Annotated in this window: 19 protein-coding genes; 4 read left to right on the forward strand and 15 right to left on the reverse strand. The window is 67.7% G+C overall.

What is annotated here, in order from left to right; genetic code table 11:
• Positions 1–10: 10 nt before the first annotated feature.
• Entirely contained in the window at positions 11–2,854 is a 2,844-nt protein-coding gene (gcvP, locus tag LCM32_RS00815) for an aminomethyl-transferring glycine dehydrogenase (protein ID WP_224819165.1), read from the forward strand.
• Between the two features lie 261 nt (positions 2,855–3,115).
• Here the strand turns inward: gcvP and prfB are convergent, their stop codons facing one another.
• The 5 genes from prfB to LCM32_RS00840 form a co-directional block, all read right to left on the reverse strand.
• Positions 3,116–4,240: a peptide chain release factor 2 gene (prfB, locus tag LCM32_RS00820; RefSeq protein WP_224819166.1), complete on the reverse strand. Its 1,125-nt coding sequence runs from the start codon at positions 4,238–4,240 to the stop codon at positions 3,116–3,118.
• 99 nt (positions 4,241–4,339) lie between these two features.
• Positions 4,340–6,889, reverse strand: coding sequence for a penicillin-binding protein 1A (locus tag LCM32_RS00825; RefSeq protein WP_224819167.1), 2,550 nt, complete (start codon positions 6,887–6,889; stop codon positions 4,340–4,342).
• Between the two features lie 161 nt (positions 6,890–7,050).
• A complete protein-coding gene (locus LCM32_RS00830; RefSeq protein WP_224819168.1) occupies positions 7,051–8,280 on the reverse strand; it encodes an N-acetylmuramoyl-L-alanine amidase in 1,230 nt (409 codons plus the stop codon).
• Between the two features lie 480 nt (positions 8,281–8,760).
• Positions 8,761–10,443: a thiamine pyrophosphate-binding protein gene (locus LCM32_RS00835; protein WP_224819169.1), complete on the reverse strand. Its 1,683-nt coding sequence runs from the start codon at positions 10,441–10,443 to the stop codon at positions 8,761–8,763.
• 231 nt (positions 10,444–10,674) lie between these two features.
• Positions 10,675–11,298, reverse strand: coding sequence for a 50S ribosomal protein L25/general stress protein Ctc (locus tag LCM32_RS00840; RefSeq protein ID WP_224819170.1), 624 nt, complete (start codon positions 11,296–11,298; stop codon positions 10,675–10,677).
• A 400-nt stretch (positions 11,299–11,698) separates the two neighbouring features.
• Between LCM32_RS00840 and LCM32_RS00845 the strand changes: the two genes are divergently transcribed.
• Positions 11,699–12,643, forward strand: a complete 945-nt coding sequence (locus tag LCM32_RS00845) for a class I SAM-dependent DNA methyltransferase (RefSeq protein WP_224819171.1) — start codon at positions 11,699–11,701, stop codon at positions 12,641–12,643.
• Between the two features lie 75 nt (positions 12,644–12,718).
• Here LCM32_RS00845 and LCM32_RS00850 read toward each other — a convergent pair whose 3' ends face one another.
• The 3 genes from LCM32_RS00850 to LCM32_RS00860 form a co-directional block, all read right to left on the reverse strand.
• The gene (locus LCM32_RS00850) at positions 12,719–13,882 is read right to left on the reverse strand and encodes an alpha-hydroxy acid oxidase (protein WP_224819172.1); all 1,164 of its coding nucleotides are present in this window, start codon (positions 13,880–13,882) and stop codon (positions 12,719–12,721) included.
• 199 nt (positions 13,883–14,081) lie between these two features.
• Entirely contained in the window at positions 14,082–14,873 is a 792-nt protein-coding gene (gene trpA, locus LCM32_RS00855) for a tryptophan synthase subunit alpha (protein ID WP_224819173.1), read from the reverse strand.
• 166 nt (positions 14,874–15,039) lie between these two features.
• Positions 15,040–15,432, reverse strand: a complete 393-nt coding sequence (locus tag LCM32_RS00860) for a VOC family protein (protein WP_318246163.1) — start codon at positions 15,430–15,432, stop codon at positions 15,040–15,042.
• A gap of 168 nt (positions 15,433–15,600) precedes the next feature.
• Between LCM32_RS00860 and ychF the strand changes: the two genes are divergently transcribed.
• Positions 15,601–16,698: a redox-regulated ATPase YchF gene (ychF, locus tag LCM32_RS00865; RefSeq protein WP_224819175.1), complete on the forward strand. Its 1,098-nt coding sequence runs from the start codon at positions 15,601–15,603 to the stop codon at positions 16,696–16,698.
• Between the two features lie 80 nt (positions 16,699–16,778).
• Here the strand turns inward: ychF and LCM32_RS00870 are convergent, their stop codons facing one another.
• The 3 genes from LCM32_RS00870 to pth all read right to left on the reverse strand — a co-directional run bounded on the left by LCM32_RS00870 (position 16,779) and on the right by pth (position 18,438).
• Complete coding sequence (locus LCM32_RS00870; protein ID WP_224819176.1) at positions 16,779–17,099, reverse strand: antibiotic biosynthesis monooxygenase family protein; 321 nt, start codon at positions 17,097–17,099, stop codon at positions 16,779–16,781.
• 113 nt (positions 17,100–17,212) lie between these two features.
• Positions 17,213–17,617: a DUF2237 family protein gene (locus tag LCM32_RS00875; protein ID WP_224819177.1), complete on the reverse strand. Its 405-nt coding sequence runs from the start codon at positions 17,615–17,617 to the stop codon at positions 17,213–17,215.
• Between the two features lie 71 nt (positions 17,618–17,688).
• Positions 17,689–18,438, reverse strand: a complete 750-nt coding sequence (gene pth / locus LCM32_RS00880; protein ID WP_224819178.1) for an aminoacyl-tRNA hydrolase — start codon at positions 18,436–18,438, stop codon at positions 17,689–17,691.
• 252 nt (positions 18,439–18,690) lie between these two features.
• On the opposite strand from pth, the gene LCM32_RS00885 reads away from it, so the two are divergent.
• Positions 18,691–19,422: a hypothetical protein gene (locus LCM32_RS00885; protein ID WP_224819179.1), complete on the forward strand. Its 732-nt coding sequence runs from the start codon at positions 18,691–18,693 to the stop codon at positions 19,420–19,422.
• 168 nt (positions 19,423–19,590) lie between these two features.
• Here the strand turns inward: LCM32_RS00885 and trpB are convergent, their stop codons facing one another.
• The 4 genes from trpB to ihfB form a co-directional block, all read right to left on the reverse strand.
• Positions 19,591–20,844: a tryptophan synthase subunit beta gene (gene trpB, locus LCM32_RS00890; RefSeq protein ID WP_224819180.1), complete on the reverse strand. Its 1,254-nt coding sequence runs from the start codon at positions 20,842–20,844 to the stop codon at positions 19,591–19,593.
• Positions 20,845–21,137: 293 nt separating this feature from the next.
• On the reverse strand, positions 21,138–21,806 hold the full coding sequence (locus LCM32_RS00895) for a phosphoribosylanthranilate isomerase (RefSeq protein WP_224819181.1): 669 nt from the start codon (positions 21,804–21,806) through the stop codon (positions 21,138–21,140).
• Positions 21,807–21,963: 157 nt separating this feature from the next.
• Positions 21,964–22,308, reverse strand: a complete 345-nt coding sequence (locus LCM32_RS00900; protein ID WP_224819182.1) for a LapA family protein — start codon at positions 22,306–22,308, stop codon at positions 21,964–21,966.
• Positions 22,309–22,318: 10 nt separating this feature from the next.
• On the reverse strand, positions 22,319–22,600 hold the full coding sequence (gene ihfB / locus LCM32_RS00905; RefSeq protein ID WP_222491623.1) for an integration host factor subunit beta: 282 nt from the start codon (positions 22,598–22,600) through the stop codon (positions 22,319–22,321).
• Positions 22,601–22,918 lie beyond the last annotated feature (318 nt).

The raw sequence follows: 22,918 nt of genomic DNA on the forward strand, positions 1-22,918 counted from the left end.
GAGCCCTCCGATGCCCTTCACCAAGACCGACTACGATCCCTACGATTTCGCCAACCGCCGCCACATCGGCCCCTCTCCCAAGGAGATGGAGGAGATGCTCGCGGTGATCGGCGTCTCCTCCCTCGACGAACTGATCGACCAGACCCTGCCGCAGGGCATCCGTCAGGTCGAGCCGCTGGCCTTCGGCCCCGCGCTCTCGGAACAGGAACTGCTGGTCGAGATGCGCCGCGTGGCGCGCAAGAACAAGGTGCTGACCTCGCTCATTGGGCAAGGCTACCACGGTGCGATCACGCCGCCCGCGATCAAGCGCAATATCCTCGAGAACCCGGCATGGTACACGGCCTATACGCCCTACCAGCCCGAGATCTCGCAGGGCCGGCTCGAGGCGCTGCTGAACTACCAGACGATGATCTCGGACCTGACGGGCCTCGACATCGCCAATGCCTCGCTGCTCGATGAATCGACCGCGGCCGCCGAGGCGATGACCATGGCGCAGCGCGTCGCCAAGTCGAAGGCCAAGGGCTTCTTCGTCGACGAGAACTGCCACCCGCAGAACATCGCCGTGATCCAGACCCGGGCCAAGCCGCTGGGGATCAAGGTGATCATCGGCGCCCCCGAAACCGTGGAGCCCGAGGCCGTCTTTGGCGCGATCTTCCAGTATCCCGGCACCTACGGCGGCCTGCGCGACTTCACCGGCGTGATCGAGAAGCTGCACGCCGCCAAGGCGATTGCCGTGATGATCGCCGACCCGATGGCGCTGACCCTGCTGAAGGAACCGGCCGCCATGGGCTGCGACATCGCCGTGGGGTCGACCCAGCGGTTCGGCGTGCCCGTGGGCTACGGTGGCCCGCACGCCGCCTACATGGCCTGCCGTGACGAATACAAACGCTCGATGCCGGGCCGGATCGTCGGCGTCTCCATCGACGCGCGCGGCAACCGGGCCTACCGGCTGGCGCTGCAGACCCGCGAACAGCACATCCGCCGCGAGAAGGCCACGTCGAACGTCTGCACCGCGCAGGCGCTGCTGGCGGTCATGGCCTCGATGTATGCGGTCTTCCACGGTCCCGACGGGCTGAAGGGCATCGCGCAGCGTATCCACGAGCGCACCACCCTGCTGGCCAAGGGGCTGGAGGCTGGCGGCTTCGAGATCATGCCGGAGCATTTCTTCGACACGATCACCGTCGAGGTGGGCCCGCTGCAGGCGGCGGTGATGAAATCCGCCGTGGACGAGGGCATCAACCTGCGCGCCGTGGGCGAGACCATGGTGGGCATCACGCTCGACGAATGCACCACGCTGGACACGCTGCGCGCGGTCTGGAAGGCCTTTGGCCTGACCGACGTGTCGGAAGAGCCCGCCGGCTGGCAGCTGCCCGACGCCATGATGCGCGAGACGAGCTATCTCACCCATGAGATCTTCCACATGAACCGGGCCGAGACCGAGATGATGCGCTACATGCGCCGCCTCGCGGACCGGGACCTTGCGCTGGACCGCGCGATGATCCCGCTCGGCTCCTGCACCATGAAGCTGAATGCCGCGGCCGAGATGATCCCGATCTCCTGGGATGAATTCGCGGGGCTGCACCCCTATGTGCCCGCCGATCAGGCCGAGGGCTATGGCCACCTCATCGGGGACCTGACAAAGAAGCTCTGCGACATCACCGGCTATGCCGATTTCTCGATGCAGCCGAACTCCGGCGCGCAGGGGGAATACGCGGGCCTGCTGACCATCGCGCGCTACCACGAGGCGCGCGGCGAAGGGCACCGCAACATCTGCCTGATCCCGGTCTCGGCCCACGGCACGAACCCGGCCTCGGCGCAGATGGTGGGCTGGAAGGTCGTCCCGGTAAAGAGCCGCGAAAACGGCGACATCGACCTCGACGACTTCCTCGAGAAGGCGCAGAAGCACGCGGCGGATCTGGCCGCCTGCATGATCACCTATCCCTCGACCCACGGGGTCTTCGAGGAGACGGTGCGCGCGGTCTGCCAGATCACCCATGATCACGGCGGGCAGGTCTATATCGACGGCGCCAACATGAACGCCATGGTGGGCCTGTCCCGTCCCGGCGATCTGGGCGGCGACGTCAGCCACCTGAACCTGCACAAGACCTTCTGCATCCCCCATGGCGGCGGCGGCCCCGGCATGGGCCCCATCGGCGTGCAGGCGCACCTGGTCGAGCATCTGCCGGGTCATCCGCTCTTCGGCACCGAGGGTGCGGTTTCGGCGGCGCCCTACGGCTCGCCCTCGATCCTGCCGATCTCCTGGGCCTACACGATGATGATGGGCGGCGCCGGTCTGACGCAGGCGACCCGCGTGGCGATCCTGAACGCCAACTACATCGTCAGCCGCCTGAAGGGGGCCTACGACGTGCTCTACAAGGGGCCCTCGGGCCGGGTGGCGCATGAGTGCATCCTCGAGACGCGGCCCTTCGAGAAGACCTCGGGCGTGACCGTGGACGACATCGCCAAGCGGCTGGTCGACTGCGGCTTCCACGCGCCGACCATGTCCTTCCCGGTGCCGGGCACGCTGATGGTGGAGCCGACCGAGTCGGAGACCAAGGCCGAGCTGGACCGCTTCTGCGATGCACTGCTGGCGATCCGGGCGGAGATCGCGGAGATCGAGGACGGTGCCATGGCGCCCGACGCCTCGCCGCTGAAGTTCGCGCCGCATACGGTCGAGGACCTCGTGGGCGACTGGGACCGGGCTTATGCCCGCGAGCAGGGCTGCTTCCCGCCGGGTGCCTTCCGGGTCGACAAGTACTGGCCGCCGGTCAACCGCGTCGACAATGCCTGGGGCGACCGCAACCTGACCTGCACCTGTCCGCCGATGACGGATTACGCGGAGGCGGCGGAGTAAGGCGCAGCCCGGGTCGCAGCTTGGGGTCGCGGTCCTGTCGGACCGCGGCGCGTGCCGCGGGCGGGGAGGGGGGCTGTCTGCCCCCCGTCGCTTCGCGACTCCCCCCGAGGATATTTCTGCAACGAAAATGAAAGGGCCCCGGCGCGTGATGCGGCGGGGCCTTTCTTATGGCTGCGATGCGTGAAGGGGCTTTGCGGGGGGCCAGAACGACGACACCCCGCGGAGGCCGCGGGGTGTTGAAAGCTGGGGGGCGTGGGAGGATTATTCCTCGGCGTTGGCCTCGGCGCGGGACTTGCCGCTGACGTCCATCGCCAGCGTGGCGGCCATGAAGCCGTCGAGCGCGCCGTCGAGCACGCCGGAGGTGTCCGAGGTCTCGTGGTTGGTGCGCAGGTCCTTCACCATCTGGTAGGGCTGCAGCACGTAGGAGCGGATCTGGTTGCCCCAGCCGGCCGAGCCCTTGTTCTCATGTGCCTCGTTGATGGCCGCGTTCCGCTTGTCGAGCTCCAGCTGGTAGAGCCGCGATTTCAGGGCCTTCATGGCGATGTCGCGGTTCTGGTGCTGGGACTTCTCGGAGGAGGTCACCACGATGCCCGTGGGGTGGTGGGTGATCCGCACCGCGGAATCGGTGGTGTTCACGTGCTGGCCGCCCGCGCCGGACGAGCGGTAGGTGTCGATCCGGATGTCGGCGGGGTTCACCTCGATCTCGATGTTGTCATCGACCACCGGGTAGACCCAGACGGAGGCGAAGGAGGTCTCGCGCGTGCCCTTGCCAAAGGGCGAGATCCGCACGAGGCGGTGGACGCCGCTTTCCGACTTCAACCAGCCATAGGCGTTGTGGCCGGAAATCTTGTAGGAGACCGACTTGATGCCCGCCTCGGCGCCCGCTTCCTCGGACTGCAGCTCGACCTTGTAGCCGCGCTTCTCGGCCCAGCGGACGTACATCCGCTGCAGCATCGAGGCCCAGTCGCAGGCCTCGGTGCCACCGGCGCCGGCGTTGATCTCGAGGAAGGTGTCGTTGGCGTCGGCCTCGCCGTTGAGCAGGGCTTCGAGTTCCTTCTCGGCGGCCCGGGCCTTGAGCGCCTTGAGCGCGGCCTCGGCCTCGGCCACGACCTCGTCGTCGTCCTCCATCTCGCCGAGTTCGATCAGCTCGACGTTGTCGGAGAGCTCCTGCTTGATGCCGTTGTAGATCGCCAGCTGGTCCACCAGCGCCTGACGCTCACGCATCAGCGCCTGCGCCTTGGCCGGGTCGTCCCAGAGGTTGGGATCCTCGACGCGGGCGTTGAATTCCTCCAGCCGGTATTGTGCCGTCTCGAGACCCATGCGCTGGCCCAGCAGGGTCAGGCTCTTCTCGATGTCGGAAACGATGTTCTGGGCCTCGGTGCGCATGTCACAATCCGTCTGCTTCTCGGTGCCGCGTGATAGCAGCGGACCGGGGCCGCGGCAAGCGGCAGCCCCGGTCGCGCAGCCCTGCGACCCGCTGTTTTCCTAGTAAAGACCGCCCGAGGAGACCGAGCCGAAGCTGGCCTTGGGCCCGACCACCGCGCGTTTGCCGGTGGAGGTGGTGACCTCGCGGGCGGATTGGCCGACCTCCTCGAAGAGGGGCAGGTTGGAGCCCATGGCAAAGCCGCCGTCGTAGAAGACGCCGAAGACGGGCTCTTCGCCGTCGCGGAAGTATTCCGCCACCACGTTCGCGCCCGAGGCATCGTCCGACAGGCGCGCGCCGGTGAAGCGGTCGATGTTGATGAAGTGGCCACCCGGCGGGACCTTGAACTTGCCGCCGCCGTATTTCTTGACCGCCTCGGTCATGAACTCCTGGAACACCGGGCCGCACATGCCGCCGCCCGAGGCGCCCCGGCCCATGGGGCGGGGATCGTCGTAGCCGATGTAGCAGCCGGCCACGATGTTCGAGGTGAAGCCGAGGAACCAGACGTCGCGCGCGTCGTTCGTGGTGCCGGTCTTGCCCGCGGTGGGCACCGGCAGGTTCACGGCGCGCGAGGCGGTGCCGCGCTGGACCACGCCCTGCATCATCGAGGTCAGCTGGTAGGCGGTGATGGCATCCATCACCCGCTGCCGCTTGGACACGATCGAGGGCGCCACATGGGCGGGCAGGTTCGGGTTGGCACAATCGACGCAGTCGCGCTGATCGTGGCGGTAGATCGTCTTGCCGTAGCGGTCCTGCACCCGGTCGACGAGGGTGGGTTCCACCCGCTCGCCGCCGTTGGCGAACATCGCGTAGGCCGAGATCATCTTGTAGAGCGTCGTCTCCTCGGAGCCGAGGGCGTTGGCGAGGTAGCGGCCCATGTTGTCGTAGACCCCGAAGCGTTCGGCGTAGGAGGCCACGGTGTCCATACCCACTTCCTGCGCGAGGCGCACGGTCATCAGGTTCCGCGAATGCTCGATCCCGGTGCGCATCGGCGTGGGGCCGTAATACTGGTTCGAGGCGTTCTTGGGCCGCCAGATACCCTGCGGGGTGTTCACCTCGATCGGGGCGTCGATGATGATCGTCGCGGGGGTGTAGCCGCTGTCGAGTGCTGCCGCGTAGACGAAGGGCTTGAAGGACGAACCGGGCTGACGTTCCGCCTGCGTGGCGCGGTTGAAGACCGAGTGCTGGTAGGAGAAGCCGCCCTGCATCGCGATCACGCGGCCGGTGTTCACGTCCATCGCCATGAAGCCGCCCTCGACCTCGGGCACCTGCCGCAGGGTCCAGCGGATGAAGCTGCCGTCGCTGTCGGAGGTCATGCGGCGCACCATGACGACGTCGCCCACCTCAAGCAGGTCACCGGCGGTGCGGGCGGCCGAGGCGAGGCGGCCGTTTTCCAGCCGCTTGCGGGCCCATTGCACGTCGTTGGCGGGGATCCAGTGGCCGTCGGCATCGTCGTCCACGCCGTCGATGCCGATGCGGGCGTCGCTGGTGCCCAATTCCAGCACCACGGCGGGATACCACTTGCCGTCCACCTCGATGTCGCGCGGGGCGTTGAAGGAGGCGAGCGCGTCGCGCCACTTGTCGGCGGTCAGGTTCTCGGCCTCGATGGTGCCGATCCGGCCATGCCAGATCCCGCGCGAGCGGTCGTATTTCTCCAGCGCGTGGCGCAGGGCCACGGCGGCCTCGACCTGCATCTCGGGGTCGATGGTGGCGCGGACGGAATAGCCGCCCGAGAAGAACTCGCCCTCGCCGAAGTCCTTGGACAGCTGGCGGCGGATCTCGTCGGTGAAGTAGTCGCGCGGGGGCAGGGTGCCCTTGAAGCTCTCGAAATCGCCGTTCTGGACCGAGCGCACGGGTTCCGCGATCTCGTGCTCCATCGTCGCCATGTCGATGTAGCCGTTGTCTTCCATCTCGCGCAGCACGTAGTCGCGGCGCTGCTTCAGCCGCTCCTTGTTGCGGACCGGGTGGAAGTCGGAGGGCGCCTTGGGCATCGAGGCGAGGAAGGCGGCCTCGTGCGGTTCGAGGTCGGCCAGCGACTTGTTGAAATAGGTCTGGGCCGCGGCGGCCACGCCATAGGAGTTCTGGCCGAGGAAGATTTCATTCAGGTAGAGCTCGAGGATCTTGTCCTTGGACATCGACTCCTCAAGCCGCGAGGCGAGGATGATTTCCTTGATCTTGCGTTCGATCTTGCGGTCGCCGGAGAGCAGGAAGTTCTTCATCACCTGCTGGGTGATGGTCGAGGCGCCGCGCACGTTCTTGCCGCGCGATTTCACCGCGTCCAAGGCCGCGGCCATCATGCCGCGGGTGTCATAGCCGCCGTGGGTGTAGAAGTTCTTGTCCTCTGCCGAGATGAAGGCCTCTTTCACGAGGTCGGGGATCTCGTCCGCGGGCACGAAGATCCGGCGCTCGACGGCGAATTCGTCGATGATCTGGCCTTCGCCCGAGTAAATCCGGCTGATCGTCTTGGGCTGGTACTGCGCAAGGCTTTCATGGCTGGGCAGATCCTGCCCGTAAATCCAGAACACCGCGCCGATGCTCAGCGCGACAACCATGATCCCCATGGTGATCAGCGTGAAGATGCCGCCGAAGAAGGAAAGAATGAATCTCAGCAAGGTCTGCCCCCGAATGTTGAGGCAGTATATAGGCGCGCGGGCTGGCGCGGTCAAAACACATAGGGGTCAGGAACGGGACGCGACGTCCCGTTTCCCTGCATGTGGTAGCTGCAGGCAGGGTGTGGCCCGCCCGCTGGGCGGGGATGGGCGGAAACCCGCGGCTACTGGCGCACCAGCGGCGCGTTGGCGGCATCCGCGACGATCCAGGCCTGCACCGCATCGCGAATCGCCTCGGCCAGTTTCGCCCGGAAGGCGGGATCGGCGAGGTTGGCCAGATCGCGGTCATCGGAGAGGAAGCCGGTCTCGATCAGGACCGAGGGGATGTCGGGTGCCTTGAGCACGGAGAACCCGGCAGAGCGGATCGGATGGGAGTTGAGCGGCACACCGGCGGCGCCGACCTTGTCCGCCAGCGCCCGGGCCAGCAGGGTCGTCCGCGGGCGGGTTTCCATCCGCGCTAGGTCCATCAGAACGTCGGCGATGATGTCGTCCTTGCCGGTTAGGTCCACGCCCGAGAGCAGGTCATCGCGGTCGTGCCGTTCCGCCAGCTTGGCCGAGGCGGTGTCGCTGGCCTCCTCGGCCAGGCGATAGATCGTGGCGCCGCGGGCATGTCCCTCGGGCAGGAGGTCGGCATGGAGCGAGATGAAGAGATCAGCATTGGCCTGATGGGCAATGGCGACGCGCCGTTCCAGCGAGACGAAGCTGTCGTCATTCCGGGTCAGCAGGACGGTGGTGTTGCCGCTGCGCAGCAGGGTCTCCTTCAGCTCGCGGGCGAAGGTGAGCATCAGCGTCTTCTCGTTCAGGCCGCCCCGTTCGGCGCCCGGGTCGATGCCGCCGTGCCCGGGGTCGAGGACGATGGTCACGGGGCCGTCGCCGCGCGGCTCCGGTGCTGCGAGGCTGGGTTCGGGCAGGTCCCAGGCGGGGTCCATCGGCAGGCCCGAACGCGCGGCATAAGTCTCGTCGTCCGTGGGGGTGAACCGGGCGGTCAGCTTCGCCTCGCCGGAGGCGGTGTCGATGGTGGTGCCCACCCGGTAGAGCGCATAGGGCCCGGCAAGATCCATCACGAGGCGCGACCAGCCCGGCCGGAAGGGGCCGAAGCGCAGGTCGGTGACCCGGTCGGAGTTCAGCAGGTTCACCTTGGCGACGCCGTCCCAGTCGACTTCGCGGAAGTCGATCACCGCGCGGGGCGGGTTGGTCAGCGTATAGACCCGGTAGGGCACGCCCTGGCTGAGTTTCAGCTCCAGCCGGATGCCCTCGCCATCGTCGATGATCTGGCTGCCGGAGAGGTCGACGCGGGCAAGCGCGCTGAAATCCTGTTGCTGGGCGCGGCTCTGCGGGGTGCAGAGGAATAGCGCGGCAAGCGCCACGAAAAGCGCGCCGAGGGTCCTGCTCATGTCCTGCCTTTCCGGCGTTCGGTGTTTGCGCGGAGTGTAGCGGATGGCGGCGGGGATGGGAATCTGCGGATCGGGAAATTGCGGCGGCAGGGCGGGGCGTGTCGGTTGGTTGAGGGTGGGGGCCGAGTACGGAGTGTTCGGGGGCCAAGGGCGCTTGAGCGGGTCGGGAGGTTCTGGGTGCGCCCCGCACCTGGTGTCGCGATGTTGGCCCTTGGCGCCCGCGCCCCCTATGTCAGCGCCTTGGTACAGTCCCCCCGACATGTCCCGCCCGGCCGAGAGGCCGGGCAGCGCCAACCCGCCCCCTGGGGCAGCGCCAACCCGCCCCCCTGGGGCAGCGCCAACCCGCCCCCCTGGGGCGGCGCTATTGCGCCACCCCGCGGGACGGCGCTGCCCTAAGTCAGAGCCGGTGGGGCAGGACGTGCACTTGGGGGCCGTCGGGGAGCGCTTGGCCCTCCCCGTGTGTCCCGGTCAGGGGCCAGTTCAGGGGAACGTCCGGTCCCGGATCCCCGTGAGCGTCCGGCTGGCCGAGATCGCCTCCTTCTCCAGCAGGCAGTGCAGGATCGCGGGCTTGCCGCTCTCGACGGCCCGCTCGAAGGCGGCGGCGAAGTCCGCGGTCCTCTCCACCCGCTCGCCATAGCCGCCATAGGCCACCGCGAGCGCGGCGAAGTCCGGGTTCGTCAGGTCCGTGGCCGAAACCCGTGCGGGGAATTCGCGCTCCTGATGGGCGCGGATCGTGCCGTACATGCCGTTGTCCACCAGCACGACCACGACCGGGATGCCGTGATGCACGGCCGTGGCGAACTCCTGCCCGGTCATCATGAAATCCCCGTCGCCCGCGACGGTGACGGCGATCCGCTCCGGGTAGGTGCGCTTGGCCATGATCCCGGCCGGCAGGCCATAGCCCATGGAGCCGCAGGTCGGCGCCAGCAGGGTCTGGTAGCCCCGGAACCGGTAGTAGCGGTTGATCCAGGTGGCGAAGTTGCCCGCCCCGTTGGTGATGTAGTCGCGCGCGCTCAGTCGGTCGCGCAGCCAGCAGATGATCTCGCCCATCTGCAGCGGCCCGGGATTGGGCTGGGGCGCCTCGGACCAGATCCGGTAGCCCTTGCGGCAGGCGGCGGCCCAATCTCCGGAGGGCAGGGCAGAGGGCGTCAGCCCCTCCAGCGCCAGCATCAGCCCCATGGGCGTGGCCGTCAGGCCCAGCGTCGGCTGGTAGACGCGGCCCAGTTCCTCGGGGTCCGCATGGACGTGCACGATCTGCTGCCCGGGGGTGGGGATGTCGAAGAGCGTGTAGCCGTTCGAGGCGATCTCGCTCAGCCGGGTGCCCAGCATGAGCACAAGGTCGGAGTTGCGGATCGCCTCGGTCAGCGCCGGGTTCGGCCCGAGGCTGAGGTCGCCCGCGTAGAGGTCATGATCCGCCGGGAAGAGCCCGGTGCGCCGGAAGGAGACCGCCACCGGCAGGGCCCAGCGTTCGGCGAAATTGATCATCGACTCGCGCGCCTCGGGCGACCAGCCGCCGCCGCCGAGGATGACGATGGGCCGCTGCGCCTGCTGGAGCAATTCCTCCAGCCGGGCGATGTCCTGTGCCACGGGGGCGATCTGCGGGGCCTCCACGCGCGGCGCGTCGGGGACGGACACCATGTCGTCGAGCATGTCTTCGGGCAGGGCGATCACCACGGGGCCGGGGCGGCCCTGCATGGCGGTGCGGAAGGCGCGCGCCACGATCTCGGGGATGCGGGCGGCGTCGTCGATCTCGACCGTCCACTTGGTCATCGTACCGAAGACCGCCTTGTAGTCGAGCTCCTGGAAGGCCTCGCGTTCCTTCATCTCGCGGGCGACCTGCCCGACGAAGAGGATCAGCGGCGTGCTGTCCTGCATCGCGACATGCACCCCGGCAGAGGCATTGGTGGCCCCCGGGCCGCGGGTGACGAAGCAGATGCCCGGCCGTCCGGTCATCTTGCCATAGGCCTCGGCCATCATCGCCGCGCCGCCTTCCTGGCGGCAGGTCATCACGTCGATCCCGCTGTCGAGCAGCGCGTCCAGAACGGAGAGATAGCTTTCCCCCGGCACGCAGGTCGTGCGCGCGACACCCTGGGCGATCAGCTGGTCGACCAGCACGCGCGCCCCGCTGCGCGCCCCAAGTCCGGTGGCGGTTTCGTCTTTCATGGCCGGTCCTCCGATCAACAGTTCCGTCGCCGCGGAATGTGACCTGTTTCCCCGATCCCGACAAGGCCGGGGCCGGGCACGGCCGCCAAAGGGGGCGGACCCGGGCCCCGCTGCCCGAACGGGGGCGCTGCTGCCAACGCGCGGACGCAGGGCGGCAGGGCGCGCGCAAAAGAAAAGGCGCGGCCCCGGAGGGTCGCGCCTGATCTGTCATCTGGTCGGAAAGCGGGGGGCTTACGCCTCGCCGGCTTCCTCTTCGCCTTCCTCGGCATCGCCCGAGGACCGCAGGCCCGAAGGCGCGGTGATGTTGGCGATCACGAAGTCACGGTCGATGGTCGGCTTGGCGCCTTCCGGCAGGGTGATCATCGAGATGGTCAGCGTGTCGCCGATGTCCATGCCCGAGATGTCTGCAACCAGTTTCTCGGGGATGTCGCCAGCGGTGACGACCAGTTCCACCTCGGGGCGGACCGTGGTCAGCACGCCGCCCTTGCGGATGCCCTTCGAAGCCTCTTCGCCGACGAATTCGACGGGGATGAAGAGGTTGATCTTGCTGGTACGGCGCAGGCGCATCAGGTCGAGGTGGGTCGGAAGGTCCTTCACCACGTCGCGCTGCACGTTGCGGCAGATCACGCGCACGTCTTCCCGGCCTTCAACCTTCAGGTTGAACAGGGTCGAAAGGAAGCGGCCTTGCTTCAGGCGCTTCAACAGGACGTTGAACGGGATCTGAATCGACAGGGGGTCTTCGCCACCGCCGTAAACAATACCAGGAACCATGCCGTCACGACGAGCTTGGCGAGCGGCGCCCTTGCCCGTCCCCGCACGTTCCTGGACAACGAGATCAGGAATCTCTCCAGCCATAATTGTCTCTCCTAAGAACAGTTGGGCGGGCATCCTCCAAGGCTGTATGCCCGCATGAAGCCGCGCCAATACACGAGTCCCCCCAGCTTGCAAAGGGCAAAAGCGGCCACTCCGCCCGGAAAGACCGGGAAACAGGCCGCGGAACAGCCGGTTTCGGACGGATCGGTCGAGGACCGCCCCCGGTCCGTCGGGCCCCTGCCGCCGGGCCGGCCACCGCTCCGGCAGGCGTGCAACAGCGCCGCCGTCGGGCCATGTGACCGCGCGGCCTGCGTCCTGAAACCCTCTTGACCGGTGGCCCCGGGCGGCCCTAATGGCGCATCTGCACCCGATGGGCGGTGCCTGCGTGTCTCTGCCGCGTGGCTGCAAGGCCAACGAGCGGACCCCTTCGAAAGTCTGTACCATGGCGGCACACAGCCTGTCGTCCGGCAACCTCATTGTCGATCGCCGCCTCGGCTTTGCCGAGGGGCTGGCGCGCGCGGGCGATTCCGCCGCCGCCGCGGACCTCCTGACCGAAGCCCTGGGGCTGACGCCCGACTGGGCCGCGGGCTGGTTCCGGCTGGGAGAGTTCCGCGAAGCCGCGGGCGATGCGCCGGGTGCCATCGCCGCCTGGCAGGAGGCGCTGCGGTGCGATCCCTCCGACCGGCTGGGCGCGGGGCTCAAGCGCGACCTGATCCGCCGGGTGCCGCTGAGCGAGGCCATGCCCTCGGCCTTCGTCGAGGCGCTCTTCGATCAATATGCCACCAAGTTCGAGACCGCGCTGGTCGATCAGCTCGACTATTGCGCGCCGGACCTGCTGCGCCGCGGGCTGGAGGGGCAGGGGCGTTTTGCCCGGATGCTCGACCTCGGCTGCGGCACCGGGCTGGCGGGCGTTGCCCTGCGCGATCTCTGCGACTGGATGGCGGGCTACGACATCTCCGCCGGGATGCTGGCGGAGGCGCGGGCCAAGGGGATCTACGACCTGCTGGAGAAACGCGACCTCTCCGCGCTGGAGCCGGTGGAGCCCGCCTATGACCTGATCGTGGCGGCGGATGTCTTCATCTACCTTGGCGCGCTGGAACAGATCGTCTCGTGGTGCGTCGGTGCTTTGCGGCCCGGTGGCACGCTCGCCTTCACCGTGGAACGGGGCGAGGCCCCGGTGGCGCTGCGCGACAGCCGCCGCTTCGCCCATTCCGCCGACTACGTGGCGCAGCTGCTGCAGGATGCGGGCTTTGCCGATGTGACGCTGGTCGCGGCGCCCCTGCGCCGGGATCGCGGGGCGGAGGTCGAAGGCCTCGTGGTGACGGCGCGCCGCGCGGTGCGCCCGGTCAGCCGTCTGGGCGATGGTGAGGGGATGGCGCTGGCCTGACGACCAGCTGCGCGCCCCCCCCCGCGGGGGATCACCGGGCCCGCAAGGCCCGGTGAGACAGGTCTCAAGACGGGCTCAGGCCCAGCTGCCCGAGAAATCCGCCGGGATCTGCAGGACGGAGCGGTCGAGCTCGTCGATCCGCCGCTTGCCGCAGAGCGCCATGGAGATGTCCATCTCCCGCGCGATCACTTCCAGCGCGCGGGTCACCCCGGCCTGGCCCATGGCACCCAGCCCATAGACGAAGGCGCGGCCGATGTAGGTGCCCTTGGCGCCCATGGCCACGGCCTTCATCACGTCCTGACCCGAGCGGATGCCGCTGTCGAGGTGCACCTCCACCTGGTCGCCCACGGCCTGCAGGATCGGATCCAGCGCCCGGATCGAGGAAATCGCCCCGTCCAGCTGGCGCCCGCCGTGGTTCGAGACGATGATCGCATCCGCGCCGACCTTGGCCGCCATCACCGCGTCCTCGGCATCGAGGATGCCCTTCAGGATGACCTTGCCGCCCCAGTATTCCTTGAGCTTGGCCACCTTCTCCCAGTTGAGCGCCGGATCGAACTGCTCCGCCGTCCAGGACGACAGGGAGGAGAGGTTGCTGACGCCCTTGGCGTGGCCCACGATGTTCCCGAAGGTCCGCCGCGGCGTCTGCAGCATGCCCATGCCCCAGGCCCATTTGGTCGAGAGGTCGAGGATGTTCTTGGGCGTCATCTTGGGCGGGGCGGTCAGACCGTTCTTCAGGTCCTTGTGGCGCTGACCGAGGATCTGCAGGTCCAGCGTGATCACGAGCGCCGAGCAGTTCGCCGCCTTCGCCCGGTCGATAAGGCGATAGACGTAATCCATGTCCTTCATGGTGTAGAGCTGCATCCAGAAGGGCTTGCTGGTGTGGGCCGCCACATCCTCGATCGAACAGATGGACATGGTGGAGAGGGTGAAGGGCACGCCGAAGGCCTCTGCCGCCCGCGCCGCCTTGATCTCGCCATCGGGCGACTGCATCCCGGTCAGGCCCACCGGGGCCAAGGCCACCGGCATGGCGACCTTCTGGCCGATCATCTCGCTTTCGAGGCTGCGGCCGGTCATGTCCACCGCAACCCGCTGGCGCAGGTGGATCTTCTGGAAGTCGGTGGTGTTCTCGCGGAAGGTCTGCTCGGTCCAGCTGCCGCTCTCGGCGTAGTCGTAGAACATCTTCGGCGTGCGGCGGCGGTGCAGTCGCTTGAGATCGTCGATACAGGTGATGACGGGCATGGCGGAACCTTTCCCTTTGCGCGGGTCATGCCTGTCTTAGATCCCGCGGCGCAGCCGGGCAAGGGAGCGCAGGCCCGCCCCGCTCCGCCGCGCCGGAACGTCAAAGGGGGCCGCAGCCCCCTCATCCACTGTTCTCAAATATCCCCGCCGGAGGCCCCGATCTGCCGCGCAGCGGCGACCATCAGCCCGGCACAGCGGGTCAGGCGCGGTGTGCGCCTTCCGCCAGACCGCGCACGAAGGCCTCGATCTCGGCGATCGGCTTGCCCTTGGCCACTTCGCCCACGATGGCGGAGCCCACGACGCAGCCGTCGGCGACCGAGGCGATCTGCTCGGCGGTTTCCGGGGTGCGGATGCCAAAGCCCACGATGACCGGCAGGTCGGTCTTGGCCTTGATGCGGGCCACTTCCGGCGCCACGTCCACGGCCTGTGCCGCCGCTGCGCCGGTGATCCCGGTGATCGATACGTAATAGACGAAGCCCGAGGTGTTCTGCAGCACCTTCGGCAGGCGCTTGTCATCGGTGGTCGGCGTGGCGAGGCGGATGAAGTTCAGCCCGGCCGCCTGCGCGGGAATGCAGAGCTCGCTGTCCTCTTCCGGGGGCAGGTCCACGACGATCAGCCCGTCGATCCCGGCTTCGTTGGCATCCGCAAGGAACTTGTCGACGCCGTGACTGTAGATCGGGTTGTAGTAGCCCATCATCACGATCGGCGTCTCGTTGTTGGTCTTGCGGAAGGCGCGGACCATGTCGAGCACCTTGTTCAGCGTCATGCCGCTTTCCAGCGCGCGCTGACCGGCCAGCTGGATCGTGGGACCGTCGGCCATGGGATCGGTAAAGGGCATGCCCAGTTCGATCACGTCGACACCGGCGCGCGGCAGGCAGGCCAGCACCTCTGCCGAGGTCGCCTCGTCCGGGTCACCGGCCATCATGTAGGCGACGAAGGCCTTTTTGCCTTCCGAACGGAGACGGGCGAAGGTGTCGTCGATACGAGTCATGGGCGGTCCTTTCCGATACGCCGGACGGGTTTGCAGAATGGCGGCGGGAAAATCAATGGGCAGGGCGGTTCAACCGCGCCCCGCCGTCCGGTTTCTGGCGGGAAACCGGCGCAGCGGCAGGCCCGGCGGGGCCGCCGGGGCGCTGCACCTGCGCTGCAAGGGGGCCTCAGTCCTCGGCGGGGGCCTCTGCGGGCACGTCGTCCGTCATCAGCATCCAATGGGTGCCGAACCGGTCCTTCACCATGCCGAAGGCGGGGGAGAAGAAGGTGGGCCCGAAGGCCTCGATCACCACGCCGCGTTCCTTCAGCGCCTCGAACAGCTCCTCGGCGCGCGCGGCGGTCTTCAGGGTCAGCGTGATGGTCACCGATTGCTGCGGCAGCCCCTCGACCCCGGGCGGGAAATCGGAGGCCATGAGGACCTCGCCATCGGGGAAATCGAGCTGCGCGTGCATGATCTTCCGGGCGTCCTCGCCCTCGGCGCCAAGGCCAGAACCTTCCGGCGCGTCGCCATAGCGCATAAGGGTCAGATTGCCCCCGAGGATCTCGTGGTAGCGGGTCATTGCGTCTTCGCAATTTCCCATGAAGTGAACATAGGCGGTCAGCATCTTCGGGCCCTCCCTTGGCGCTCGCGCCATAGGTGTCGCATTCCGGCCCCGGAACCGCAACGGCTGCTTGCCCCACTGGGGCTTTGCGCATAGAAGCACCGCGATTGCTGGAAAGGATGCACCATGGGTTTCAAGATGGGGATCGTGGGTCTGCCGAACGTCGGCAAGTCGACCCTCTTCAATGCGCTGACGAAGACCGCCGCGGCCCAGGCCGCCAACTTCCCCTTCTGCACGATCGAGCCGAACGTAGGCGAGGTCGCCGTGCCCGATGCGCGGCTCGACACGCTGGCCGAGATTGCAGGCTCCAAGCAGATCATCCCCACGCGGATGACCTTCGTGGACATCGCGGGCCTCGTGAAGGGCGCCTCCAAGGGCGAGGGCCTCGGCAACCAATTCCTCGCGAACATCCGCGAGACCGATGCCATCGCCCACGTGCTGCGCTGCTTCGAGGACGGTGACGTGACCCACGTCGACGGCCGTGTCGATCCCGTGGCCGATGCCGAAACGATCGAGACCGAGTTGATGCTGGCCGACCTCGAGTCGATCGAGAAGCGCCGCGCCAACCTCGTGCGCAAGCTCAAGGGCAACGACAAGGAAGCCCAGCAGCAAGACCGCCTGCTGGCCGCGGCCCAGGCCGCCATCGAAGAGGGCAAGCCCGCCCGCGTGGTCGAGGTGGACGCCGAGGACGCCAAGGCGTGGAAGATGCTGCAACTGCTGAGCACCAAGCCGGTGCTCTACGTCTGCAACGTCGCCGAGGACGAAGCCGCCGAGGGCAACGCCCATTCCGCCGCCGTGGCCGAGATGGCCGCCGCGCAGGGCAACGCCCATGTCATCATCTCCGCCCGGATCGAGGAGGAGATCTCCCAGCTCGACGCCGAGGAAGCCGAGATGTTCCTGGGCGAGATGGGTCTGGAAGAGCCCGGCCTCGACCGCCTGATCCGCGCGGGTTACGAGCTGCTGCACCTCGAGACCTACTTCACCGTAGGCCCCAAGGAAGCGCGCGCCTGGACCATCCGTCAGGGCACCTCTGCCCCGCAGGCGGCAGGCGTGATCCACGGCGACTTCGAGAAGGGCTTCATCCGGGCCGAGACCATCGCCTACGCCGATTTCGTGGCGAACAAGGGCGAGGCCGGGGCCAAGGAAGCGGGCAAGATGCGCGCGGAAGGCAAGAGCTACATCGTCAAGGACGGCGACGTGCTGCACTTCCTCTTCAACACCTGATCGGCCGGCCCTTCGGGGCAGACGCCAGAAAACACGGAACCCCGCCTTCGCAGCGGGGTTCTTTCGTTTCTGGGGGAGGGTCAGACCTCTTCCAGTACCGTCTCGAAGCCTTCGAAGCTGGGCGGGCCCATCAGGGCGTCGCGGGTGCTGCTCTGCCCGGCGTTCCTGTGGGCGTCGCGGAACTGCTCGGACTTGGTCCAGGCCTCGAAATCCGCGCGGCTGTCCCAGATCACATGGGAGGAATAGAGCCGGTAGCCCTCGCCCTCGGGACCGCGCAGCAGGCGGAACTCGCGGAAGCCCTTCAGCTCCTTCAGCCGGCTCTCGCGGCTTTTCCAGACGGTTTCGAAGGCGGCCTCGTGGCCGGGTTTTACCTTGAAGCGGTTCATGGCGATGAAGGTCATCTTGCGCCCTTTGCTCTCGTGTGACGGTCAAGGCTGGCGGGGGGGCTGGCGACAGCGCGGAGTAGACGCCCCCGCCGCGGCAAGGTCAAGCGAGGGGCGGCGCCCTGCGGCCATCAGTCCCCGGCGCTGCCGCCGGTCCGGCGGAGGGGCAGCCCGTGTTGCTCCAGCACATGCAGCGGCACCACCTCCAGCGCGCGGCGGTGGGTGGAGGCAAGGCTGACCTGCGGCGCACAGCCCTCATCATGGGCCTGCAGGAACCGCGCGGCACAGAGGCACCAGCGGTCCCCGGGTTTCAGCCCCTCGAAGCCGAACTCCGGCCGCGGGGTGGAGAGGTCGTTGCCGACGTACTTGGAATAGGCGAGGAACTCGGCCGTCATCACGGCGCAGACGGTGTGGCTGCCGGTGTCTTCGGCGCAGGTGTTGCAGGCCCCGTCGCGGAAATAGCCGGTGAGCGGGTCGAAGGAACAGCTTTCCAGCGGCCCCCCGAGGACGTTGACCGGAAGGTCCTGTCGGATCATGACACCTCTCCTGCGCGCTCTTCGGCCTGCCGAGGGTAGCACGGATGCGGCGCTGCGGCGAGGGCCGTGGCTTACTTGAACTTGTCCGCGAGCCGCTGGAGCGGGCTGCGGGTGTCTTCCTCAGGCGCGGGGCTGGCCTGCGGCGCAGGGGCTTGCGGCGCCGGGGTCTTGGCGGAGTCCGGGGCCTTGGCGGTTTCGGCGGGGGCAGCCTTGCCCTTTGCCGCCGGGGGCTTGCCACCACCCGAGGAGCGCGGCGGGGCCACCCGCAGTGCCACAGCGTTCAGGAACTTGCCGCCGTCGCCCTTGGCCAGCGAGGCCGCGCCGTCCGAGATGCCGCGCAGCACGTCATCCAGCCAGCCCTGTTCCTGCTTGGCGAAATCCGACAGCACGTAGCCCGCGACACGGTCCTTGTGGCCGGGGTGCCCGATGCCAAGGCGCACGCGGGGATACTCCGCCCCGATATGCTGGTGGATCGAGCGCAACCCATTGTGACCCGCATGCCCGCCGCCCTGTTTCACCCGCACCTTGCCGGGGGCAAGGTCGAGCTCGTCATGGAAGACGGTCACATCGGCAGGGGTGAGCTTGTAGAACCGCATCGCCTCGCCCACGGACTGGCCCGAGAGGTTCATGAAGGTCGTGGGCTTGAGCAGCAGCACCTTCTCGCCGTCGAGCGTGCCCTCGCAGATCTCGCCCTGAAACCGGGCCCGCCACGGGCTGAACCCGTGGTCCGAGGCGATCCGGTCCAGCGCCATGAAACCGATGTTGTGGCGGTTGCCCGCATATTTCGCGCCCGGATTGCCGAGCCCCACGAAGAGCTGCATCTGGCCCCCGTCTGAATGGAATGTCAGGGAGGGATGTAGACTGCCGCGGGCGTGGTGGCAAATGGCTCTGATCTGGGAGCCCGTGGTCGGGGCCTGTCACGTCGGCCTGCCGCGGGGAGTATCGCGCCCCGCGCGGCGGTGAGTCCCAATTGCCCCACCCCGGTGCAAATCGCGCGGCGATGCCTTTCCATCGCGGCGGGTGGCCCCCATTCTGGGGGGAACGACCCACTGCACGGCCACAGGATACCCCCCATGATTGTCGCGGATTCGATCGGCTTTGCCGCCACGCACACCATTTGCGGCATCCTCTCCGAGCTGCCCGGCTTCGAGGTCTCCCACGGCTCGCAGAATTTCGAGACCAAGGCCCCGATCGGGCCCGGGAGCCAGTCCCCGGCGGCGTTCGCCCGCAGCATGGCCGAGGCGGCACGGGCGGGGCGACACCCAGTGGCGGTGCACACGAACTTCCCGCCGCAGGCGATGCAGGCAGCATGTCTGGCAGAGGGGATCACCTACCGGCTGCTCGTGCGCGCGCCGCAGGCCCAGATCGAAAGCTGCTATGCCTGGATCGCGAAGAAGGCGCTGGATGGCGACGCGGCGGGGTTCCTTGGGGCGCTGAAGGTCGGCCTTGCGCCGCTGCAGGGGGCGCAGATCGCGGCCAGCCTGCCCAATGTCCTTTATGCCTTCGCGCTGCAGCATGTCTGCGGCTTCAACCTGATGGGGCTGCAGACCGGGGCCGAGGTGCTGCGGATGGAGGATCTGCTGAGCGAGGAGGCTGCCTTCCGCGCGGCCTTCGAGGTGCCCGCCGACTGCGCGATCCCGCATTTCGAGGGCGAGGAGAAGCGCTTGGCCTCGCATCGCAGCAAGAGCCAGCTCGAGGCGCTTGGCGCACCGGAGCGGGAGGTGATCCTCGCGCGGCTGAAGGTGACCGCGGGCGGGATCGCCCTGCCGGTGAGCGATCTGGCGCAGCGCCTCGGCTATAGCTGAGGCGGGGCCCGGCGCGGGGGCTGACGCCGGGGGGCTGAGCGAGGGCCGGACCTGCAATCTGACATCTATCGTGCCGCGTGGCGCTATCACCGCGCCCTGCAACGCAAAACGCCCGGTCCAAGGACCGGGCGTTTGCCATGTCGCCTGTGCGAAGTTCAGATTCGGGGATCAGTCGGCCTGACGGCCTTCCGTGTCGCCCATGTCGAAGCCGAGGTACTTGGCCACGGTGAAGATGTCCTTGTCGCCTCGGCCACACATGTTCATGACGATGATGTGGTCCTTGGGCAGGTCGGGCGCGATCTTGGTCACATGGGCCAGTGCGTGGCAGGGCTCCAGCGCGGGGATGATGCCCTCGGTCTCGCAGCTCAGCTGGAAGGCGGCGAGCGCCTCCTTGTCGGTGACCGAGACGTATTCTGCCCGGCCGATGTCATGCAGCCATGCGTGCTCCGGCCCGATGCCCGGGTAGTCGAGGCCCGCGGAGATCGAGAAACCTTCGAGGATCTGGCCGTCGTCGTCTTGCAGCAGGTAGGTCCGGTTGCCGTGCAGCACGCCGGGCCGCCCGCCGGTGAGCGAGGCGCAGTGTTCCATCTTCTCGTCCACGCCCTTGCCGCCGGCCTCGACGCCGATGATGTTCACCGAGGGATCGTCGAGGAAGGGGTAGAAGAGGCCCATGGCGTTCGAACCGCCGCCGATGGCCGCGATGATCGTGTCGGGCAGGCGGCCCTCGCCTTCCTGCTCGGGCAGCTGCCAGCGGACTTCCTTGCCGATGATCGACTGGAAGTCACGGACCATCGCCGGGTAGGGGTGCGGGCCGGCCACGGTGCCGATGCAGTAGAAGGTGTCGCGCACGTTGGTCACCCAGTCGCGCAGCGCGTCGTTCATGGCGTCCTTCAGCGTGCCGCGACCGGAGGTGACGGGGATCACCTCGGCGCCCAGCAGGCGCATGCGGAAGACGTTGGGGGCCTGGCGCTGCACGTCATGCGCGCCCATGTAGACGACGCATTTCAGGCCGAACTTGGCGCAGACGGTGGCCGTGGCCACGCCGTGCTGACCGGCACCGGTTTCCGCGATGATCCGGGTCTTGCCCATGCGGCGGGCAAGGATGATCTGGCCCAGCACGTTGTTGATCTTATGCGCGCCGGTGTGGTTCAGCTCGTCGCGCTTGAAGTAGATCTTGGCACCGCCCAGACGTTCGGTCAGGCGCGAGGCGTAGTAGAGCGGGCTGGGCCGGCCGACGTAGTGTTTCCACAGGTCGTCCATCTCGGCCCAGAAGGTCGCGTCGGTCTTGGCCTTCTCGTACTCGGCCTCGAGGTCGAGGATCAGCGGCATCAGCGTCTCGGAGACGAAACGTCCGCCGAAGAGGCCGAACCGGCCGTTCTCGTCCGGGCCGGTCATGAAGGAATTGGGTTGATCGTTCGCCATCGCGCACCCCCTCTCGTGGTCTCGGGACTGCATAAGTGGCGGGCGGGGCAATTTCCAGCGGATTCGCCGGAAAGCGCGGGACGGCGGAGGGGACTGGCCGGAAAATTCGAATTTTCCGGTCCGTTTTCTTCGAAGAAAACGGGCAGGGAGGCGGGGCCGGTGCTGACCCCGGGGCGCGGGGTGCGGAGGCCCGGGCGGCACCCGCGCGGCCCGGAGGGGGAGAGCCACCCTCACGCCGGGCGAGGAAGACTTTTCGAAAAGTCTTCCCAAATTCTTCGAAGAATTTTGGCCGCTCAGACGAGGCGGGGCGGCGCCGTCTCTTCGGCGCGCGCGGCGCGGGCGAAGGCGGCGATCTTCGCGGCATCCTTCACGCCGGGAGCACTTTCCACGCCGGAGGAGACATCGACCTGCCGCGCGCCGGTCAGGCGCACGGCCTCGGCCACGTTCTCGGACGTCAGGCCGCCGGCCAGCATCCAGGGCTTGGTCCAGTACTTGCGCCCCTGCAGCAGACGCCAGTCGAAGGCCAGCCCGTTGCCGCCGGGCAGGGTGGCGTCCTTGGGCGGCTTGGCGTCGATCAGCAGCTGGTCGGCCACCTGTGCGTAAAGGTCGATGGCGGGCAGGTCTGCGGCATCGCGGATGCCCACGGCCTTCATCACCGGCAAGCCGGTGCGGGCGCGCACCTCTGCCACGCGTTCAGGGGATTCGCTGCCATGGAGCTGGATCATGTCGAGCGGCACCGCCCCGGTGATCGCGTCGAGCAGGGCATCGTCGGGGTTCACCACCAGGGCGACCTTCGCCAGCCCCGGCGGCGTGTCGATGGCCAGCATCCGCGCGGTCTCGATCGAGATGTTGCGGGGCGATTTCGGGAAGAAGACGAAACCGCCATAGACGGCGCCGGCCGCGGCGGTGGCAGCGACGTCCTCGGGGCGGCTGAGGCCGCAGATCTTCACGCGAATGTCCATGGGAGAGGTGTAGGGCGGTGCGGCCCGAAAGGGAAGGCGCCGGTGGCGGGGCGGGCCTAAGTATTTGGGGAAAGATGAAAGGGGGCGGGAGGCGGTCATGTCGCCGACATGAAAAAGGGGGCCGTGGGCCCCCTCTGGTCGTCGCTCTGCCGCTGGCTCAGTTGTCGAGCAGGGCCAGCACCTCGTCCTTGCCCTGGTGCTTCTCGCCCTTGAGGCGTTTCACCTCGCGTTCGAGCTTGCCCACTTCCTTCTGCTTGCGGTTCACCTCGACCCGGTGCTTGTGCTCGCGCAGCCACTCCCAGATGAAGCCGATCAGCAGGCCCGCGAGGATGCCGGCGAAGATGATCAGGAAGAGCGGCAGGTCGATCGTCGGGTTCTGACCCGCGATCCGGGCCAGCCCTTCGGGCAGCAGTTGCAGCGTCACGATCTGGCGGTTGGCCAGGGCAACGGACACCAGGACCACCGCGAGGATGGCGAGGAAGGCGTAGCGGATATAACGCATGGCGGTGTGTTTACTCTCCGTTCAGGCGGTCACGCAGCAGCTTGCCGGTCTTGAAGAAGGGCACATGCTTCTCCTCCACTTCGACCGCCTCGCCGGTGCGCGGGTTGCGACCGGTGCGCGCGTCGCGTTTCTTGACCGAGAAGGCCCCGAAGCCGCGCAGCTCGACACGGTCGCCCCGGGTCAGCGCATCGGTGATCTCTTCGAATATAGTGTTCACGATCTTCTCGACATCCCGCTGATAGAGATGCGGGTTCTCGTCAGCAAGTTTCTGGATAAGTTCGGAACGTATCATCCTGGTACTCTCCCCCGGCCGCCTTTGAAAAATGCACAACCTTGTCAGGGGACTATAGGTAGTTTGGTTACATTCCGAAATAGAAAGGCTTGGGGCAGAGCGGAAAATGACTGTCGGTTTTGCGGTCAAACAGGCGTTTCGCGGCGGAACTTGGGACCATGACGCGAAGGGACAGCCCTGTCCGCGATCCCGGAGCGTTGGAACACCCGAAAGCGCGCTCCCCGATTCGAGGCCTCCGCTCGCGGGGAGGACATGCGAAAACGGCCCCGCCGGGGGCGGGGCCGTTCGCGATGTCTCAGGCGGACCGGAGACCGGTCC

Source organism: Pseudooceanicola nanhaiensis, from assembly GCF_020171315.1.
GTDB lineage: Bacteria > Pseudomonadota > Alphaproteobacteria > Rhodobacterales > Rhodobacteraceae > Pseudooceanicola > Pseudooceanicola nanhaiensis_A.

Excerpts from the sequence above, each read along its gene's own strand:
- LCM32_RS00885 (WP_224819179.1), top strand. The coding sequence starts at position 18,691 with ATGATTGTCGCGGATTCGATCGGCTTTGCCGCCACGCACACCATTTGC.
- prfB (WP_224819166.1), bottom strand. The coding sequence starts at position 4,240 with ATGCGCACCGAGGCCCAGAACATCGTTTCCGACATCGAGAAGAGCCTG.
- trpA (WP_224819173.1), bottom strand. The coding sequence starts at position 14,873 with ATGACTCGTATCGACGACACCTTCGCCCGTCTCCGTTCGGAAGGCAAA.
- LCM32_RS00895 (WP_224819181.1), bottom strand. The coding sequence starts at position 21,806 with ATGGACATTCGCGTGAAGATCTGCGGCCTCAGCCGCCCCGAGGACGTC.
- gcvP (WP_224819165.1), top strand. The coding sequence starts at position 11 with ATGCCCTTCACCAAGACCGACTACGATCCCTACGATTTCGCCAACCGC.
- LCM32_RS00870 (WP_224819176.1), bottom strand. The coding sequence starts at position 17,099 with ATGACCTTCATCGCCATGAACCGCTTCAAGGTAAAACCCGGCCACGAG.
- ihfB (WP_222491623.1), bottom strand. The coding sequence starts at position 22,600 with ATGATACGTTCCGAACTTATCCAGAAACTTGCTGACGAGAACCCGCAT.
- LCM32_RS00835 (WP_224819169.1), bottom strand. The coding sequence starts at position 10,443 with ATGAAAGACGAAACCGCCACCGGACTTGGGGCGCGCAGCGGGGCGCGC.
- trpB (WP_224819180.1), bottom strand. The coding sequence starts at position 20,844 with ATGGCGAACGATCAACCCAATTCCTTCATGACCGGCCCGGACGAGAAC.
- LCM32_RS00860 (WP_318246163.1), bottom strand. The coding sequence starts at position 15,432 with ATGACCCGCTACCACGAGATCCTCGGGGGCAATCTGACCCTTATGCGC.
- LCM32_RS00840 (WP_224819170.1), bottom strand. The coding sequence starts at position 11,298 with ATGGCTGGAGAGATTCCTGATCTCGTTGTCCAGGAACGTGCGGGGACG.
- LCM32_RS00845 (WP_224819171.1), top strand. The coding sequence starts at position 11,699 with ATGGCGGCACACAGCCTGTCGTCCGGCAACCTCATTGTCGATCGCCGC.
- LCM32_RS00830 (WP_224819168.1), bottom strand. The coding sequence starts at position 8,280 with ATGAGCAGGACCCTCGGCGCGCTTTTCGTGGCGCTTGCCGCGCTATTC.
- LCM32_RS00900 (WP_224819182.1), bottom strand. The coding sequence starts at position 22,308 with ATGCGTTATATCCGCTACGCCTTCCTCGCCATCCTCGCGGTGGTCCTG.
- pth (WP_224819178.1), bottom strand. The coding sequence starts at position 18,438 with ATGCAGCTCTTCGTGGGGCTCGGCAATCCGGGCGCGAAATATGCGGGC.
- LCM32_RS00850 (WP_224819172.1), bottom strand. The coding sequence starts at position 13,882 with ATGCCCGTCATCACCTGTATCGACGATCTCAAGCGACTGCACCGCCGC.
- ychF (WP_224819175.1), top strand. The coding sequence starts at position 15,601 with ATGGGTTTCAAGATGGGGATCGTGGGTCTGCCGAACGTCGGCAAGTCG.
- LCM32_RS00875 (WP_224819177.1), bottom strand. The coding sequence starts at position 17,617 with ATGATCCGACAGGACCTTCCGGTCAACGTCCTCGGGGGGCCGCTGGAA.